The sequence below is a fragment of the Thauera mechernichensis genome (assembly GCF_029588855.1).
In the GTDB taxonomy this organism is placed as follows: domain Bacteria; phylum Pseudomonadota; class Gammaproteobacteria; order Burkholderiales; family Rhodocyclaceae; genus Thauera; species Thauera mechernichensis.
Map to the genome: position 1 here is coordinate 21788 of NZ_JARQZE010000008.1, position 17315 is coordinate 39102.

Annotated in this window: 14 protein-coding genes; 3 read left to right on the forward strand and 11 right to left on the reverse strand. The window is 66.3% G+C overall.

The genetic code is table 11. The features are described 5' to 3' along the window. Positions 1-7 precede the first annotated feature (7 nt). From P7F68_RS12165 to P7F68_RS12185, 5 genes are read right to left on the reverse strand one after another with little or no spacing between them, the layout of a single operon-like run. Positions 8-277: a K+/H+ antiporter subunit F gene (locus P7F68_RS12165; protein ID WP_002932388.1), complete on the reverse strand. Its 270-nt coding sequence runs from the start codon at positions 275-277 to the stop codon at positions 8-10. Next, a complete protein-coding gene (locus P7F68_RS12170; protein WP_002944701.1) occupies positions 274-798 on the reverse strand; it encodes a Na+/H+ antiporter subunit E in 525 nt (174 codons plus the stop codon). The genes P7F68_RS12165 and P7F68_RS12170 overlap by 4 nt, the downstream gene beginning before the upstream one ends. After that, positions 798-2321, reverse strand: coding sequence for a monovalent cation/H+ antiporter subunit D (locus P7F68_RS12175; protein ID WP_002944700.1), 1524 nt, complete (start codon positions 2319-2321; stop codon positions 798-800). Before P7F68_RS12175 ends, P7F68_RS12170 begins: the two co-directional genes overlap by 1 nt. Next, positions 2318-2740, reverse strand: a complete 423-nt coding sequence (locus P7F68_RS12180; RefSeq protein WP_002932377.1) for a Na+/H+ antiporter subunit C — start codon at positions 2738-2740, stop codon at positions 2318-2320. Before P7F68_RS12180 ends, P7F68_RS12175 begins: the two co-directional genes overlap by 4 nt. Continuing rightward, complete coding sequence (locus tag P7F68_RS12185; protein WP_002944699.1) at positions 2740-5601, reverse strand: monovalent cation/H+ antiporter subunit A; 2862 nt, start codon at positions 5599-5601, stop codon at positions 2740-2742. The genes P7F68_RS12180 and P7F68_RS12185 overlap by 1 nt, the downstream gene beginning before the upstream one ends. 256 nt (positions 5602-5857) lie before the next feature. Here P7F68_RS12185 and P7F68_RS12190 point away from each other — a divergent pair, with 256 nt between their 5' ends. Next, positions 5858-6655, forward strand: coding sequence for an IclR family transcriptional regulator (locus tag P7F68_RS12190; protein WP_277833454.1), 798 nt, complete (start codon positions 5858-5860; stop codon positions 6653-6655). A gap of 34 nt (positions 6656-6689) precedes the next feature. Here the strand turns inward: P7F68_RS12190 and P7F68_RS12195 are convergent, their stop codons facing one another. The 3 genes from P7F68_RS12195 to P7F68_RS12205 form a co-directional block, all read right to left on the reverse strand. Next, on the reverse strand, positions 6690-7796 hold the full coding sequence (locus P7F68_RS12195) for a serine hydrolase (protein WP_277833456.1): 1107 nt from the start codon (positions 7794-7796) through the stop codon (positions 6690-6692). A gap of 165 nt (positions 7797-7961) precedes the next feature. Further along, the gene (locus tag P7F68_RS12200) at positions 7962-9101 is read right to left on the reverse strand and encodes a patatin-like phospholipase family protein (protein WP_002932365.1); all 1140 of its coding nucleotides are present in this window, start codon (positions 9099-9101) and stop codon (positions 7962-7964) included. An 86-nt stretch (positions 9102-9187) separates the two neighbouring features. Then, entirely contained in the window at positions 9188-11461 is a 2274-nt protein-coding gene (locus tag P7F68_RS12205; protein WP_002944689.1) for an NADP-dependent malic enzyme, read from the reverse strand. A 430-nt stretch (positions 11462-11891) separates the two neighbouring features. Here P7F68_RS12205 and P7F68_RS12210 point away from each other — a divergent pair, with 430 nt between their 5' ends. Both P7F68_RS12210 and P7F68_RS12215 read left to right on the forward strand, forming a co-directional pair. Further along, on the forward strand, positions 11892-13739 hold the full coding sequence (locus P7F68_RS12210; protein ID WP_002932355.1) for a phosphoenolpyruvate carboxykinase (GTP): 1848 nt from the start codon (positions 11892-11894) through the stop codon (positions 13737-13739). A 102-nt stretch (positions 13740-13841) separates the two neighbouring features. Then, positions 13842-15014 carry a pyridoxal phosphate-dependent aminotransferase gene (locus tag P7F68_RS12215; RefSeq protein WP_277833460.1) on the forward strand — a complete coding sequence of 391 codons (1173 nt, stop codon included), beginning with the start codon at positions 13842-13844 and terminating at the stop codon, positions 15012-15014. Positions 15015-15050: 36 nt separating this feature from the next. On the opposite strand, the gene P7F68_RS12220 is transcribed toward P7F68_RS12215, so the two are convergent. The 3 genes from P7F68_RS12220 to P7F68_RS12230 all read right to left on the reverse strand — a co-directional run bounded on the left by P7F68_RS12220 (position 15051) and on the right by P7F68_RS12230 (position 17164). Continuing rightward, complete coding sequence (locus P7F68_RS12220) at positions 15051-15932, reverse strand: transglycosylase SLT domain-containing protein (RefSeq protein WP_277833463.1); 882 nt, start codon at positions 15930-15932, stop codon at positions 15051-15053. 294 nt (positions 15933-16226) lie between these two features. Further along, positions 16227-16811: a 1,6-anhydro-N-acetylmuramyl-L-alanine amidase AmpD gene (ampD, locus tag P7F68_RS12225; RefSeq protein WP_002932342.1), complete on the reverse strand. Its 585-nt coding sequence runs from the start codon at positions 16809-16811 to the stop codon at positions 16227-16229. Positions 16812-16852: 41 nt separating this feature from the next. Next, the gene (locus tag P7F68_RS12230) at positions 16853-17164 is read right to left on the reverse strand and encodes a hypothetical protein (RefSeq protein WP_002932341.1); all 312 of its coding nucleotides are present in this window, start codon (positions 17162-17164) and stop codon (positions 16853-16855) included. Positions 17165-17315: the final 151 nt, after the last annotated feature.

The following is a 17315-nucleotide window of genomic DNA, read 5'->3' on the forward strand; positions in this document are numbered from 1 at the left end:
GGGCCGCTCACTCGATGACGTCGCCGCGCAGGATGAAGCGGCAGTAGGCGACGGTGGAAATGAAACCGAACATGGCGAACAGCAACGCGCCCTCGAAGAATACCGTGGTGCGTTGCTGGATGCCGAACAGGATGATGAGTGCGATGATGTTGATCACCATCGTGTCGACCGCGAGCACGCGGTCCATCAGCGAGGGCCCGCGCAGCAGGCGCCACAGGTTGAGCAGCACGGCAACCGACACCGCCGCATAGCCAAAGTTGAGGGCGTACTCGATCATGGGAAGATCTCCTTCAGGCGGGCCTCGTAGCGCGCCTTCATCTGGCGCACCGCCTCCTCCGCGTCAGGGGCGTCCAGGCAATGCACCAGCAGGCTGCGGCCATCGGCCGACAAGTCGCAGGACACCGTGCCCGGCGTCATCGTGATGGTGCCGGCGAGCACGGTGATCGCCTCGGGCGAACGCAGCTCGAGCGGCAGCGTCACCCAGCGCACGCGCAGCTGGTCGCTACGGCGGAACAGGATCAGGCGCGCGACCTGCAGGTTGGCCACTACCACGTCCCAGGCCACAAGCCCCATGTAGGCGAAGGCCTTGCCATAGGCCTTCACCGGCGGCCGTTCCGGCCAGAAACTGCTCGTCATGATCGGGATGATCACACCGAGGATCGTGCCCATCACCAGCCCGCCGAAGCTGAAGCTGTTGAGCAGCAGCATCCACAGAACGATCAGCACTACGGTCAGCAGCGGATGCGGCAACCAGCGCTGGATGAAGGGGCGTTTGTCCACGCTCGCTTTCTCGGCCATCAGCGTACACCTCCTGCGGCACCGAGCACCGCCTCGATATAGCCGGCCGGCGCAAACAGCTGCGCTGCCACGAGATCAAGCCAGGCATGGACCGGACCGGCAAGCACGGTCAGGGCGACGAGGCCGGCAAGCAGGCCGCCCACCGCCACGAAGGGCAATGCAGGGGCCGCGCGCAGCGTGGCTGGCGGCGGCGCCTCGAGTGCATGGCTCTTCCAGAACACCAGGCTGCCACCGCGCGCGAAGCCGACGACGGCCAGCAGCGAGGTCGCCAGGATCAGCGTCCAGAACCAGGCCGCCTGCGGGTGGCTGCGCACGCTGTCGAGGACGAGCAGCTTGCCAAGGAAGCCCGACAGCGGCGGCATGCCGGCCACCGCGATCGCAGCGGCGAAGAACAGCCCGGCGATGAGGGCACCCTGGGCGAAGCGCGGCGCCTGCGTGAGCCGGTCGCGGTGCATGCCACGGCGCTCGGCCACCATGTCGGCAATCAGGAACAAGGCCCCTGCCCCAAGGGTGGAGTGCAGCAGGTAGAACAGCGCAGCGCTCATGGACTGCGGGGTGAATACCGCGACCGTCGCCAGCAGCATGCCCATCGAACCGATCACCGCGAAGCTCGCCATCTGGCCCAGGCTGCGCGCCGCCAGCACACCGGTCATGCCCAGCACCAGGGTGAGCAGACCGGCCGGCAGCAGCCAGGGCGCCGCCAGCCAGGCTGCGTCGCCGGCATCTGCACCGAAGGCCAGCACGTAGAGGCGGATGATGGAGTAGGCGCCCACCTTGGTCATGATCGCAAACAGCGCCGCCACCGGCCCCGGCGCGTTGGCGTAGGTGCCGGGCAGCCAGAAGTGAAGCGGCACCAGCGCCGCCTTGACGCCGAACACCAGCAGCAGCAACACGGCCCCCGTCTGCAGCAGGGCCTGGTCGCCTGCCGGCACCTGCGGCACCTTGAGCGCGAGGTCGGCCATGTTGAGCGTGCCGGTCACGCTGTAGATGAGGCCGACCGCAATCAGGAACAGCGAGGAACCGACCAGGTTGGTCACCACGTACTGCACGCCCGCCTTCACCCGCAGGCCGCCCCCGCCATGCACCATCAGCCCGTAGGAGGCGATGAGCAGGATCTCGAAGAACACGAAAAGGTTGAAGAAGTCGCCGGTGAGGAAGGCGCCGTTGAGCCCCATGAGCTGGAACTGGAACAGAGGGTGGAAGTGCTTGCCGCGCTCATCCCAGCCGTTGATCGCATATAGCAACACGCCAAGGCCCAGGGTTGCGGTCAACACCAGCATCAGCGCCGCCAGGCGGTCGAGCACGAGGACGATGCCGAAGGGCGCCACCCAGTTGCCCAGCGCATAGACGCGGACGCTGCCGTCGCTGGCCATGGCGAGCAGCACCAGGGCGACCGCCAGCAGCAGCCCCGCAGACAGGACCGAGAACACGCGTGAGAGCACGATGTCATGACGCGCCGCAATCACCAGCACGGCTCCGAGGATGGCCGGCATCAGGATGGGCAGGATCAGCCAGTGGTTCATGCGCGCTCCTCGAGGCCCGCAGCGGCACGCGCGGCCGGCTCGCCCTGCTTGCGGCCGAGCAGCTTCCAGTCGTCCTCGCGTGCCTCGGGCGAGGCGTCGCCGGGCAGGTCGACGTGGTCATTGCCGGTCTCTAGATAGGCGCGCAGGGACATCACCACGATGACGGCGGTCATGCCGAAGGAGATCACGATGGCGGTCAGTACCAGGGCCTGTGGCAAGGGATCGGTGTAAGCCGCGGCATCGGCGCTGATCACCGGCGGCAGATTGACGGCAAGCCTGCCCGTCGCGAACAGGAACAGGTTGGTCGCGTAGGTGAGCAGGGTGAGGCCGATGATGACCGGGAAGGTACGGGCGCGCAGCACCAGGTAGACGCCCGCGGCCGTCATCGCGCCGATCGCCGTGGCGACGAGGAATTCCATCAGTTGTGCTCCTTGCTCATGCCCATGCTGGGATCGACATCCATCGCCGTGCGGTTGACCGGCCGCTGCCCGGTCAAGCGCCCCATGCGCGACAGGTTGGCCAGCGCGAGCATCACCGCACCGACCACGGTCAGGAACACCCCGGTATCGAAGGCCATCGCACTCGCCAGCTCGAACTCGCCGACCAGCGGCAGGTGGAAGTGGTCGAAGGCCGAGGTCAGGAAGGGGCGGTCGAGCACCATGGAGGCAATCCCCGTCCCCGCCGCGATCAGCACGCCGGCGCCGATCATGGCGTGGTAATTGACCCTGACGCGCTGCGCCGCCCAGCCGAAGCCGCTTGCCATGTACTGCATGATCAGCGCGATCGACACCACGAGCGCGGCGATGAAGCCGCCACCGGGCTGGTTGTGGCCGCGCAGGAAGATGTAGGCCCCCACCAGCAGCGCCAGCGGCAGCATCACCCGGGTGGCGACTACCATGATGATCGGGTGGCGGTCGACCGACACCGGCAGATCGGGCGTCCACGCGCTCAGGCGGCGGGCAACGCGGCCATGCAGGGCACCGTCGAGCAGCGCGTAGATTGCGAGCGCGGCAATGCCGAGCACGATGATCTCGCCGAAGGTATCGAAGCCGCGGAAGTCGACCAGGATCACGTTGACCACGTTGGTGCCGCCGCCGCCCGACACCGAATTCTCGAGGTAGTAGGTGGACAGCGAGCTGCCATCGCGGGTGAGCATGGCCCAGCTCACCAGCCCCATGCCGCCGCCCGCGATCAGCGCGAGCACCCCGTCACGCAGGTGGCGCAGCGGGTCGGCGCTGACGGTGGAGCTCAGCGGGCTCGCCTTGGGCAGGAAATAGAGCGCCAGCAGGATCAGGATGACGGTGGTGACTTCGACGGAGATCTGCGTCAGCGCAAGGTCGGGCGCGGACAGGTAGATGAAGGCCACGCACACGATCAGGCCCACGGTGCCCACCACCAGCACCGACAGCAGGCGCTGGCGGAAGAACATCACGGTCAGCACGCAGCCGCCGAGCAGCAGCAGCCAGGCGACCACCGCCACCGGCTCCGCCGGCAGCAGTTCGCGCGTACCGGCCTCGTGAGAAGCGCCGATGAAGGTCGCGAAGCCTGCCAGCGTCATCGCACCGATGGCAAACGCCAGGTAGCGCTGCAGCGAGCCATTATGCAAGCCATGGGTCACGCGCTGTGCCAGCGCGAGCGCGGCCGCCATGACGGCGTCGAACATCGCCTTGGCTTCCGGATGCGGCCCCGCCCGCCAGACTGCGCGCACGCGCGGATAGGCACGCAGCGCCCCCAGGCCGACCACTACGGCCACCACCGACAGTGCGAGCGCGATGTTCACACCATGCCACAGCGCCAGATGGTAGTCAGGTAGCGCGCCACCGATCACCGCCTGCGCCACCACGGCCACCAGTGGCCCCGCCACCGTGGCCGGCAGCAGCCCGATCAGCACCACCAGCACCACCAGCAGGGCTGGCGGCAGCCACAGGCCGGCGGGCGGGTCGTGCGGCGTGTGCGGGTAATCGCTGCGCTTCGCCCCGAAGAAGACATGCACGATGTAGCGCAAGGAATAGGCCACCGAAAAGCAGGCCGCGAGCGTGGCCAGCGCCGGCACCACCCAGCCGTTACCCAGCCAGGCGGTCGCTGCCGCCTCGTGCAGCATCATCTCCTTGGACAGGAAGCCATTGAGCGGCGGCAGCCCCGCCATCGACGCTGCCGCGACCATGGCCAGCGTGGCGGTGACCGGCATCAGGTGCAGCAGGCCGCCCAGGCGCTTGATGTCGCGCGTGCCGGCCTCGTGATCGATGATGCCGGCGTTCATGAACAGCGCGGCCTTGAAGGTGGCGTGATTGAGGATGTGGAACACCGCCGCCACGGCCGCCATCGGCGTGCCGAAACCGAGCAGCATGGTCACCAGGCCGAGGTGGCTGACGGTGGAGAAGGCGAGCAGGCCCTTGAGGTCGTCCTTGAACAGCGCGATCACCGCCCCCACGAGCATGGTGATGAGCCCCGTGGTGGCGACGATGTAGAACCATTCCACCGTGCCGGCGAGCACCGGCCACATGCGCGCCATCAGGAACAGTCCCGCCTTCACCATGGTTGCCGAGTGCAGGTAGGCCGACACCGGCGTGGGCGCCGCCATCGCGTGCGGCAACCAGAAGTGGAAGGGGAACTGCGCGCTCTTGGTGAAGCAGCCGGCGAGAATCAGCAGCAATGCCGGCAGGTAGAGCGGCGAAGCCTGGATGGCGTCCTTGTGCTGCAGGATGTCGGTGAGATTGTAGGAGCCGGCGATGTCGCCCAGGATCAGCATGCCGGCGATCATCGCCAGTCCGCCTGCACCGGTGACTGCAAGCGCCATGCGCGCACCCTGGCGACCCTCGGGCAGGTGCTTCCAGTAGCCGATGAGCAGGAAGGACGACAGGCTGGTCAGCTCCCAGAACACCAGCAGCAGCAGGATGTTGTCCGACAGCACGATGCCCACCATGGCGCCCTGGAAGAGCAGCAGGTAGGTGTAGAAGCTGCCCATCGGATCGTCCTTGGCGAGATAGAAGCGCGCATAGACGATGATCAGCAGGCCGATGCCGAGGATGAGCCCGGCAAAGAAGAAGCCCAGGCCGTCGAGGAAGAAGTTGGCGTTGAGCCCCAGCGCCGGCAACCAGTCCCAGCCCGCCTGCACTACCTCGCCGCGGAACACCGCCGGCGCATGCGACAACAGCAGCGCGAAGGCAAGCAGCGTGAAGGTGAAGGTGCTGGTCGCACAGGCATTGCGCCCGGCACGGATCATCAGCGCCGGCAACAGGGCTCCGACGAAGGGTAGCAGCACGATCAGGACCAGGCTCATCAGGGCATCCGGAAGCGGGGGACAAGGAACGGAGAGGGCAGGCGGGAGACGACGCCGGGCGAGTAGCATCGCAGTGGCGACGCCGCTCGATGATCACCTGCAAACGTCCGGCCCGCGCGCATTCCGGCCAAAGTATATCTTTGAAGCAATCGGGTCACCACACGGCACTGTATTTCACTAGGCGAAATCAGCATGCCCGGTTACCATCGCCCTCCAACAAACGACCGTTCCGACATTGTCCAAGCAGAGCCCCGCCTTGTCCGCACCCAAGCCCGACGCCGCCGCCCCGGAAGGCAAGAATTCGATCCAGGTCATCGAGCGCATGATGAAGCTGCTCGACGTACTCGCACAGCATGCCGACCCAGTGCCGCTCAAACAGCTCGCGCTCGAGACCGGACTGCACCCCTCCACAGCGCACCGCATTCTCGGCGCCATGACCGGCACCGGCTTCGTCGAGCGCTCGGAAGCCGGCGTCTACCGCCTGGGCATCCGCCTCCTCGAGCTGGGCAGCCTCGTGAAGTCGCGCATCTCGCTGCGCGAAACCGCAATGCCTTTCATGCTCAAGCTGCACGCGGCAACCGGCGAAAGCGTCAATCTGGGCGTGCGCGCCGGTGACGAGATCGTGTATGTGGAGCGAACGTCCAGCGGGCGCGCGTCGGTGCGCGTGGTGCATATCGTCGGCGCTCGCGCGCCGCTGCACACGACGGCAACCGGCAAGCTGTTCCTGGCCGAGGATGGCGCCGAACGCATCCGCGATTACGCTCGCCGCACCGGCCTGCCCGCATCGACGCCGGCCTCTATCACCACCCTGCCCGCGCTGGAAAAGGAACTCGATCGCGTCCGCCGCCACGACGTCGGCTTCGACCTCGACGAAGTCGAAGCGGGTGTGCGCTGTATCGCGGCGGGCATCCGAGACGAGAGCGGCGAGTTGATCGCCGGGCTGTCGCTGTCGACCCCGTCGGATCGTTTCAACCCGGACTGGGCGCCACTCGTGCGCGAAACGGCCGACGAGATCTCGCGCGCCCTCGGCTTCAGCGCACCACGTACTCGCTGATCCTGTCGGCGCGCCGCCCGGCGCAAGGGGCGGCTCAGCCGCCAGCGCGTTGCGGTGCGACCGCGAGGCGTTGCGGCATGCCTTGTTCGAGCCACTTGCGCACGCGCTTGGCGTCGGCGGTACGCGTGTAGCGCCCGCTCGAATCCATCAGCACCATCACGACCGGCTGCTGCTGCAGCCAGGCCTGCATGACCAGGCAGCGCCCGGCCTCGGAGATGTAGCCGGTCTTGGACACACTGATCGCCCACTCGGGACTGCGCACCAGGCCATTGGTGTTGCCAAAGCGCAGCATGCGGCCGCGCACGTCAACGTAGCGCTCGTGCGCAGTCGAGAACTCGCGAATGAGCGGGAACGCGGCCGACGCGGCAACCAGGCGGGCGAGATCCTTCGGGCTGGACACGTTGCCGGGATTCAGTCCGGTGCTGTCGCGGAAACGCGTATCCCACAGCCCGAGCAACCGCGCCTTCACGTTCATGGCCTCGACGAATGCACTCTCGCCACCGGGGTAATTGCGTGCCAGCGCCGAGGCGGCACGGTTCTCCGAGGACATCAGCGCCAGCTGCAGCATCTCCTCGCGGCTGAGCGTCGTGCCCAGCGCCAGGCGAGAGCCAGTACCCTTGAGGCGGTCGATGTCACCTTCGGTGATGGTGAGGCGCTCGGACAGGCTCTGGCCCGCCTCGAGCACGACGATCGCCGTCATCAGCTTAGTGATCGAGGCGATCGGCACCACCGCGGAACCATTGCGCTCGAGCAACACCTCGCCGGTGTTCTGGTTGATCACATAGAAAGCGCTCGAACCCAGCAATGGCAGGCCGTTGGCGTCCAGCGCAAGCGGCGCATCCTCGTCGGCCCCCAGCGCGGCCGGAGCCGCTGCTGCTGCCGCCGCGGCCGGTACGGCCTTGCGCGCCACTACCTTCTTGGCCGCGGGCTTGGCATTGGTACCGGGCTTGGCAACCGCCTTCTTGGGCGCAGGCTTGCTGGACACCGCCTTCTTGGGCGCCGCCTTCGCCGGAGCCTTGGGCGCGGGCTTGCTCGCAGCGGTCTTGCCAGCGGACTGAGACTTCGTGGACGAGGCCAGCACGGCCCCCGACTGCAGTGCGAACAGCGCGGCAAGGCTGGCAACGAGGAGTCTGAGCTTCATGGTGAGCGGCAAGCCTAAAAGACGGAAAGAAACCGGAAAGCGTTTTGTATGAAAAATAAGCAGATACAAAACTGATTTCAAGTAATTTCGAATTGTGTCTTCACATTTTCCCACATTCGGCGACCGCGTGCGGCCGTCGTCTCGGCACATTCCGGGCGCGCGCCGCTAGCCGATGCGCAGGAAGTCGCTCAACTCGGACTTGCGCGCCATCGCATCGTCGTAGCCAAGCTCGATCAGGGTACGGGTGAAGCCCGGCTCGAACAGCAGGTAGGACAACAGGGTGGAGCCCTCACGGCGCATCGTCCCCAGACCACGCAGCACCATGCGCAGCAGGCGCGGCAGCTGATGGCCATGACGCCCGGCGATGGTATCGAGCCGCTGCGAGGGCTGGATCACCAGGGTCTCTATCGCGCGCAGGCCGATGCCAGCGAACTGGCGCTGGGCAGGCTCGAGACGGGACACGGTGTCGTTGATGCGTGCGAGACGCTCCAGATCGACCGCAAGCGTGTCGAGAAAGATGCTCGACAAGGCATGGCCGGCAATCTGCGCAGGCGAGGGATAGCGCTCGGCGCGCTGCCGCCCCTCCTCCGCCGTGCGTCCCGCGCCGACCACCAGGATGCGCTCCGCCCCCAGATGGATGGCAGGGCTCACCGGCGCGAGCTGGCGCATCGAACCATCGCCGAACCACTCGCGATGGATCCTGACCGCCGGAAACACGAAAGGCAGGGCGCTGCTCGCCATCAGATGTTCGATAGTCAGCTCGGTACGCACGCCCATGCGCTGCTCGCGCCGCCACGGGTGAATGTCGAGCGAACCCTGGAAGAAGGCCAGGCTCTGGCCGCTGGAGTAGCCAGAAGCCGTGACACTGAGCGCATAGAGCGCCCCGCTCTTGATCGCCTGGTCAATGGCACGGAAGTCGAGCGCGCGCTCGAGCAGTCCGCGCAGCGGCGCGTTGTCGAGCAGGGAGCGCGGCGTCTGGCGCAACAGCCAGCCGCCGAACAGCGCCGACCCCCAATGGATGCCGCTGCCAAGCAAGGCGGGCGCATCGACGCGATAGACCTGCTCGGCATGCAGGTTGCGCCAGATGCGCTCGATATGGCGGACGGCGCGATTGAAATCGACCGCATGCGAGGCCAGCGCGGCGGCGTTGATTGCACCGGCCGAGGTGCCGCAGAGGATGGGAAAGGGATTGCCAGGGGACGCGCCCCGGAGCTCGCGAATGGCGCTCAGCACACCGACCTGATAGGCCGCACGTGCACCACCGCCGGTCAGCACCAACGCCGCCCGCCCCTCCTGCATCCGCATCCGCCCGCCTCCGATCACCCGTTGCCTCAAGCATGAGGCAGCGGGCGATCGTCATGCAAGCATGTACGGCGGACGACCGATGCGAATCAGCCGACCTGTCCCGCCTCCACGACGGTGAGCGCCGTCATGTTGATGATGCGGCGCACGGTCGCCGACGGCGTCAGGATATGGACCGGCTTGGATGCGCCGAGCAGGATCGGCCCCACCGTCATGCCCTCGCCCGCCGCGTTCTTCAACAGGTTGAAGGCGATGTTCGCCGCATCCAGGGTGGGGAAGATGAGCAGATTGGCATCTTCGCGCATCCTGGCGTTGGGGAAGATCTGCAGGCGATGCTTGGCGTCGAGCGCCGAGTCGCCGTGCATCTCGCCCTCGACCTGCAACTCGGGGTGACGCTCGTGCAGCAGGCGCAAGGCCGTGCGCATCTTCTCGGCGGTCGGCGAGTCGGCCGAACCGAAGGACGAATGCGACAACAAGGCGATGCGCGGCTCGACACCAAAGCGCTTCATCTCCTCGGCGGCCAGCAGTGTCATCTCGACCACCTGTTCGGGCGTCGGGTCGTAGTTGACATAGGTGTCGGCCAGGAACAGGGTGCGTCCGGGCAGGCTGAGCAGGTTGACCGTGTACAGGTTGTTGACCCCCTCGCGCCGGCCGAGCACGGTTTCGACGAACTCGCGGTGCAGGCGGTGCATGCCGTAGGTGCCGCAGATCAGGCCGTCGCCGTAGCCGAACTTGAGCAGCAGCGTGCCGATGAGCGTAGTGCGGCGGCGCACTTCCTTCTTGGCGTACTCGACCGAGACGCCGCGACGCTCCATCAGGCTGTGGTAGTGCTGCCAGAGTTCGTTGAAGCGCGGATCGGAGTCCGGGTTGACCATCTCGAAGTCGCGCTCGGCCGCCATGCGCAGACCGAAGCGCTCGATGTTGTGGATCACCACGTCCGGGCGGCCGATCAGGATCGGACGCGCCAGGCCCTCGTCGACCACCTGCTGCACGGCACGCAGCACCTTCTCGGATTCGCCCTCGGAGAAGATGATGCGCTTCGGATCCTTGCGCGCGGCGGCGAACACCGGCTTCATGATCAGGCCCGAATGCCAGACGAAGTTGTTGAGCTGGCCGCGGTAGGCGTCCCAGTCGCTGATCGGCCGTGTCGCCACGCCCGAAGCCTCGGCTGCCGCAGCGACTGCGGGGGCGATCTTGACGATCAGGCGCGGATCGAAGGGGCGCGGGATGATGTACTCGGGGCCGAAGCCGCCCACCTTCTCGCCATAGGCGGCCGCGACGATATCGCTCTGCTCCACGCGTGCGAGTTCGGCGATCGCCTTCACCGCGGCGAGCTGCATCTCGTCGGTGATGGTGGTCGCGCCGACGTCCAGCGCACCGCGGAAAATGAAGGGGAAGCACAGCACGTTGTTGACCTGGTTCGGGTAGTCCGAACGGCCGGTGGCGATGATGGCGTCGCTGCGCACCTTCTTCACCTCGTCGGGGAGGATCTCGGGCGTGGGGTTGGCAAGCGCGAGGATCATCGGGTTGGGCGCCATCTTCGCGACCATCTCGGGCTTGAGCACGCCGCCCGCCGACAGACCGAGGAAGACGTCGGCGCCCTCGATGACCTCGGCGAGCTTGCGCGCATCGGTCTTCTTCGCATAGCGCGCCTTGATCGGATCCATGAGCACCGTGCGGCCCTCATAGACCACGCCTTCGATGTCGGTCACCCAGATGTTCTCGACCGGAATGCCAAGCTTGACCAGCAAGCCCAGGCAGGCCAGCGCCGCCGCACCCGCGCCCGAGGTCACCAGCTTCACCTTGTCCAGCGCCTTGCCCTGCAGATGCAGGCCGTTGAGCAGTGCGGCGCCGACCACGATCGCGGTGCCGTGCTGATCGTCGTGGAAGACCGGGATCTTCATGCGCTCGCGCAGCTTCTGCTCGATGTAGAAGCACTCGGGCGCCTTGATGTCCTCGAGGTTGATGCCGCCGAAGGTGGGTTCGAGCGCGGCGATCATGTCGATCAGCTTGTCGGCGTCGGGCTCATCGATCTCGAGGTCGAAGACGTCGATGCCGGCGAACTTCTTGAACAGCACGCCCTTGCCTTCCATCACCGGCTTGGCCGCGAGCGGGCCGATGTTGCCCAGGCCGAGCACAGCCGTGCCGTTGGTGACCACGCCGATCAGGTTCGAGCGCGCGGTGAGCTCGGCGGCCTGGGCCGGATCCTCGACGATGGCATCGCAGGCGGCCGCCACGCCGGGCGAATAGGCCAGCGACAGGTCGCGCTGGTTCGACAGCACCTTGGTCGGTGTCACCGAGATTTTCCCGGGGCGCGGATAACGGTGGTAATCGAGCGCGGCAGCGCGGATCAGTTCGTCCATGGTCTCTTCCTTTCTGTTCTTCGGCGTGGAGTGCGCGAGCAACGCGCCCCACCCCAAAAGACGACGGAGCAGGACGACTCGCGCACGATCCTGCGCAGCATACCGCAAAGGCCAATCTTTCGCATTACGAAAAACGTCTTTGCATCGTGAAACAAACACTGCCCGGCCTGCGTGCGCACTTCCATGATAGCCATGCGTTTGCTCACCGATAGTTACGAGCGCATTCATAAGTCTGCGCTCCTCATGGCATAATTACGGGCTTTCACCGATTGCAATTCGTTCGCGCACGTTTCACCCGCAAACGCATCGCATCGGTACGTCGGGGCGCCCCAGCCGGCGCCCGAGCAGCCCGCCGGCCAGGCAGCACCTGCTTCAACGATGGCCGACCGACGGGAATGGTTACGCATCACAGCACGGGAGAGCTGTACACATGTCTCAGAACCACGCCCAGGCGGCCATTGCCGCTGCCCCCGAATATGTCCGCCACGAAGGCCTGAAGCAGTGGGTCGGCGAGATCGCCGCCCTGACCGAGCCTGACCGTGTCGTCTGGTGCGACGGCTCCCAGGAAGAGTACGACCGCCTGTGCGCAGAGATGGTCGAATCCGGCATGCTGATCAAGCTCAACCCGGAAAAGCGCAAGAACTCCTACCTCGCCTGGTCCGACCCCTCGGACGTCGCCCGCGTCGAGGACCGCACCTTCATCTGCTCGCAGGACAAAGGAGACGCCGGCCCCACCAACAACTGGGAAGACCCGGCGGTGATGCGCGAGACGCTGAACGGCCTGTTCAAGGGCGCGATGCACGGCCGCACCATGTACGTGGTGCCGTTCTCGATGGGCCCGCTCGGCAGCCCGATCGCCCACATCGGCGTCGAAATCTCCGACAGCCCCTACGTCGTCACCAACATGCGCACCATGACGCGCATGGGCCGCGGCGCCATCGAGGTGCTCGGCACCGACGGCGAGTTCGTGCCCTGCGTGCACACCGTCGGCGCCCCGCTCGCCCAGGGCGAGAAGGACAGCCGCTGGCCGTGCAACCCGACCACCAAGTACATCGTGCATTACCCCGAGACGCGCGAGATCTGGTCCTACGGCTCGGGCTACGGCGGCAACGCCCTGCTCGGCAAGAAGTGCTTCGCGCTGCGCATCGCCTCCACCATGGCGCGTGACGAAGGCTGGCTGGCCGAGCACATGCTGATCCTCGGCGTCGAATCGCCGCAGGGCGAGAAGACCTACGTCGCCGCCGCCTTCCCGTCGGCATGCGGCAAGACCAACTTCGCCATGCTGATCCCGCCCAAGTCCTTCGACGGCTGGAAGATCACCACCGTCGGCGACGACATCGCCTGGATCAAGCCCGGCCCCGACGGCAAGTTCCGCGCCATCAACCCCGAGTTCGGCTACTTCGGCGTCGCCCCCGGCACCTCCGAGAAGACCAACTTCAACGCCATGGCCACGCTCAAGGAAAACATCATCTTCACCAACGTCGCGCTCACCGACGATGGCGACGTGTGGTGGGAAGGCATGAGCAAGGAAGCCCCCGCGCACCTGATCGACTGGCAGGGCAAGGACTGGACGCCCGAGATCGCCCGGGAAACCGGCCGCAAGGCCGCGCACCCCAACGCGCGCTTCACCGCGCCGGCGAACCAGTGCCCGTCGATCGACCCGGCCTGGGAAGATCCCGCCGGCGTGCCGATCTCCGCCTTCATCTTCGGCGGCCGCCGTGCCACCACCGTGCCGCTGGTGTACCAGGCGTTCAACTGGAACTTCGGCGTTTACATGGCCGCTACGCTCGGCTCCGAGACCACCGCCGCTGCCTTCGGCGCTCAGGGCGTGGTGCGCCGCGACCCGTTCGCCATGCTGCCCTTCTGCGGCTACCACATGGGCGACTACTTCAACCACTGGCTGCGCATGGGCCACGTCGTCGAAGATACGCCCAAGATCTTCTGCGTGAACTGGTTCCGCATGAACGAGAAGGGCGAGTTCATGTGGCCGGGCTTCGGCGAGAACATGCGCGTGCTCAAGTGGATCGTCGAGCGCTGCCAGGGCAAGATCGCCGCCAAGGAAACCGCGCTCGGCTGGATGCCGCGCTTCGAAGACCTCGACTGGACCGACGCCGAGATCACCCGCGAGGAATTCGACGCCCTGACCAAGGTCGACGCAGACGCCTGGCGCACCGAACTCAGCTCGCACAAGGAGTGGTTCGACAAGCTGCAGGACCGCCTGCCGCGCCAGCTCGTGCTCAAGCGCGAACTGTTCGAGCTCGCACTCAACGCCGACTGATCCACCGCACGCCCGACCGAAAAAAGCGCCGCAGGTCGGCGCTTTTTTCATTTCGGCGCAGAATGGCGCCGCTCTCACCACCCGTCATCGCCGGAGCCCACGATGCAAGCTTTTTCCCGCCGCGCAGCCGACATCCAGCCCTTCCACGTCATGGAGCTGCTGCGCCGGGCGCGCGAGCTCGAGGCCCAGGGGCGCGACATCATCCACATGGAGGTCGGCGAACCCGATTTCGGCACGCCGCAACCCGTCATCGAGGCTGCCACCCGCTTCCTTGCCAGCGGCGACGTCCATTACACCCCGGCGCTCGGCCTACCCAGGCTGCGCGAGGCGATCGCACGCTTCTACCAGGATCGCTTCAAGGCCGAGGTCGCACCCGAGCGCATCATCATCACCACCGGCGCCTCCGGCGCCTTGATGCTCGCGCTCGCTGCCACCACAGACCCCGGCGACGAATGGCTGCTGCCTGACCCCGGCTACCCCTCCAACCGCCATCTCGTGCGCGCCTTCGAAGGTGTCGCGCAGGCACTGCCGGTAGACGCGCAGACCCGCTACCAACCCACTCCGGCCCGGGTCGACGCAGCCTGGACCGCACGCAGCCGCGGGTTGATGGTGGCCACGCCATCCAACCCCACCGGCACCCTGCTCGGCATCGACGAGATCGCCGCCCTGCACGCGGTCACCCGCCGGCGCGGCGGCCTGCTGCTGGTCGATGAGATCTACCAGGGCCTGACCTACGGCATCGACTCCGCCACCGCACTGGCACACCCGGCACTCAACGCGGCCGATGACGTCTTCGTCGTCAACAGCTTCTCCAAGTATTTCGGCATGACGGGCTGGCGGCTCGGCTGGCTGGTGGCGCCCACGCCCCTCGTGCGCGAGATCGAGAAGCTCGCCCAGCACTTCTTCATCTCGCCCTCGTCGCCCGCGCAGCATGCGGCCCTCGCAGCCTTCGAGCCTGCCACGCTGGAGATCCTGGAGGCACGGCGGACGGAGTTCGCCGCCCGCCGCAACGTACTGCTGCCCGCGCTGCAGGAAATCGGCTTCACGATCGCGACCGAGCCGCAAGGCGCCTTCTATATCTACGCCGACATTTCGAAGCTCGCGGACGACTCCGAAGCGCTCGCCCGCCGCATGATCGAAGAGGCAGGCGTGGCAGCCACGCCCGGGCTCGACTTCGGCCACCACCTGCCGCGCCGCCATCTGCGCATCGCCTACACCACGCGCGAATCACGCCTGCTCGAGGCCGTTGAACGCATCAGCGCCCTGCGGGCCTGATCGGCCGGCAGGGCGCTGTAATGAGCAGGCGCGGGCTTAGCTCGCCTGCTCGAGGCTGGTGCGGACCACGTCACGCCCGGCGATCAGCATGAGCCGCTTCTTCAGCGACATCACCTTGCGTGTGTAGCGGGCCTGCGGGTCCTTCAAGGCTCCGTTGTAATACTGCAGCGCGCGCTGCAGGCTGCCATAGCGCTGCAGGCCTTCGTGGAGCACCAGGGTACCCACGCGCACATTCACCTCGGGGTCGAACAGCGCGTTCTTGCCGCGGTTGGCGCCGAGCTTGTCCTGGTGGTAGCGCGGGATCACCTGCATCAGCCCTTGCGCCCCCATGTTGCTGACCGCACGCGGGTTGAAGCTCGACTCCACGGCCATCATCGCCACGATCAACAAGGGGTCGAAGCCGAGTTCCTGCGCAGAAGCCTCGGCGGCTGCCAGTGCGGGGACGATGGCCGTCTCGGATACACGATAGTTCTCGGTGATCCAGTCGCGCACGCGCGCCATCTCGATCGACAGCTCGCCTTCTTCCTGCGCGAACGGATCTTCGCCCAACATCTCCAACCCGGTCACTGCCGGACTGAAGGCCTTGAGCGCGGGCTCGACAGGCTGTTCGGTCGCACGCCTGAACGGCACCGACGGCGTGTAGGAGACATCGGCGAGCGTCACTGCCGGACTGACCGGCGGCGTTACCCGCAAGCCAAGGCCAGAGACCATCGACAGCTCGGAGGTGGTCGGCTCCGCCGCCGGGAGCGCAAACGCATCGCTGAACTGCAGGGTCGCACCGGCATCGGCAGCGCCATTGGCAGCCACCATATGGACCGTACCCAGGAGGCCGGCAGAAAACAGTGCACCGTAGACGAGGCTGGTCGCCGCACCGCCCGTTCTGCGCGCAAGCGCATTGAATCGAGTTGCGTGTTTCATGGTGTCCTCCATGCTGTGGCCTGAGCCGCCACCCTGGCCGCACCCTGTTGGAGTGCTGCGCCCGCGCCACCCTTTGAGGGCAGCGCGCATGCCGCGTGGCCGATTGGCCACGCCGGCAGATGGCCGGCTCGGTCGCCAGTAGGTGTTAAAGCCCGCCGCCGCAACCAGACGACAGACCCCGCGGTGCGCGCGTCCATGAAACTGCGTCTCCCTCTCAGAGAGGCGCCGCACCGAGATTGATTGAATTGTTGCGATGCAACAGGAAGCGAATTCTATTCTTCGACAAACATTTTGTCAAAACTTGACATGCGGGTGCCCTGGCGCCCGCATGTCATCACCCATGCACAGCAGCCGCTCCAGCCGCTGCCAGTCGAAGAACGGCCCGGGATCGGTCTTGCGCCCGGGGGCGATGTCCGAGTGCCCCACCACGGCCTCGATCGGGTAGCGCGTGCGCAACTCGGCGATCAATCCGGCCAGGCGCACATACTGCACGGGCTCGAATGGCTGTGTGTCACAGCCTTCGAGTTCGATGCCTATCGAGAAATCGTTGCAGCGCTCACGCCCATTCCAGCACGACACGCCTGCATGCCAGGCGCGGTGCTCGGGGGCGACGAAGCACACCACCTCGCCATCACGACGGACGAAATAGTGCGCCGACACGCGCAGATGCTGGATGTCCGCGTAATAGGGATGCTCGGCCGGGTCGAGCGTATTGGTAAACAGCTGCTCTACCCCAGGACCGCCGAAAGAATCGGGTGGCAGGCTGATGGCGTGCACCACGACGACATTCGGAACCACCCCCTCGGGTCGTGCATCGTAGTTGGGCGATGCACACAGCCGCAGCACCACAGCGTCGCGCTCGCCGCCTCCAGCCCTCATTGCCAGTAGATCACGAATCAATCGCCGACACTCCCTGCCGCTCAGCGCCGGGTATCGACATAGCCAATGCTGGCCTGCGGTGCACTGTTGATCACATCCCACCCGACCGTCGCCGCGCCGTTCTGGAAGGTACGCCCGACACCCAGATCCAGGCCGACACGATTCATCATCGGATAGTAACTGGCACCGACCGATCCCACCGTACGATCTTCGCGGTCACTCGTCAGCACCTTCACCGACAACCCCGGCCCACCGCCACCAAAATTGTAGTTGATACCGAACATCACGGCCGGATCGGCCTGCGCCGCGGTCGCGGCAAGGGCAAAAGTGGAAGCGACAAACAGCTTGCGCATCGGACTCATCTCCTGACTGGGTCTATCGGACGCCGCACCTCATGCGGGCGCAAGACTGACCACAGGAGACGGAAAAAGATTGGTGTGGAGATATCTCGAAACATCTTGGCGAGTGCGTGGCGAAAACCTGCGAGCGGGGTCATGCGAGCGG

What these genes read in the sequence shown, in the direction of transcription:
- P7F68_RS12165 (WP_002932388.1), bottom strand. Translation starts at nt 277, where the DNA reads ATGATCGAGTACGCCCTCAACTTTGGCTATGCGGCGGTGTCGGTTGCC.
- P7F68_RS12170 (WP_002944701.1), bottom strand. Translation starts at nt 798, where the DNA reads ATGGCCGAGAAAGCGAGCGTGGACAAACGCCCCTTCATCCAGCGCTGG.
- P7F68_RS12175 (WP_002944700.1), bottom strand. Translation starts at nt 2,321, where the DNA reads ATGAACCACTGGCTGATCCTGCCCATCCTGATGCCGGCCATCCTCGGA.
- P7F68_RS12180 (WP_002932377.1), bottom strand. Translation starts at nt 2,740, where the DNA reads ATGGAATTCCTCGTCGCCACGGCGATCGGCGCGATGACGGCCGCGGGC.
- P7F68_RS12185 (WP_002944699.1), bottom strand. Translation starts at nt 5,601, where the DNA reads ATGAGCCTGGTCCTGATCGTGCTGCTACCCTTCGTCGGAGCCCTGTTG.
- P7F68_RS12195 (WP_277833456.1), bottom strand. Translation starts at nt 7,796, where the DNA reads ATGAAGCTCAGACTCCTCGTTGCCAGCCTTGCCGCGCTGTTCGCACTG.
- P7F68_RS12200 (WP_002932365.1), bottom strand. Translation starts at nt 9,101, where the DNA reads ATGCGGATGCAGGAGGGGCGGGCGGCGTTGGTGCTGACCGGCGGTGGT.
- P7F68_RS12205 (WP_002944689.1), bottom strand. Translation starts at nt 11,461, where the DNA reads ATGGACGAACTGATCCGCGCTGCCGCGCTCGATTACCACCGTTATCCG.
- P7F68_RS12210 (WP_002932355.1), top strand. Translation starts at nt 11,892, where the DNA reads ATGTCTCAGAACCACGCCCAGGCGGCCATTGCCGCTGCCCCCGAATAT.
- P7F68_RS12215 (WP_277833460.1), top strand. Translation starts at nt 13,842, where the DNA reads ATGCAAGCTTTTTCCCGCCGCGCAGCCGACATCCAGCCCTTCCACGTC.
- P7F68_RS12220 (WP_277833463.1), bottom strand. Translation starts at nt 15,932, where the DNA reads ATGAAACACGCAACTCGATTCAATGCGCTTGCGCGCAGAACGGGCGGT.
- ampD (WP_002932342.1), bottom strand. Translation starts at nt 16,811, where the DNA reads ATGAGGGCTGGAGGCGGCGAGCGCGACGCTGTGGTGCTGCGGCTGTGT.
- P7F68_RS12230 (WP_002932341.1), bottom strand. Translation starts at nt 17,164, where the DNA reads ATGCGCAAGCTGTTTGTCGCTTCCACTTTTGCCCTTGCCGCGACCGCG.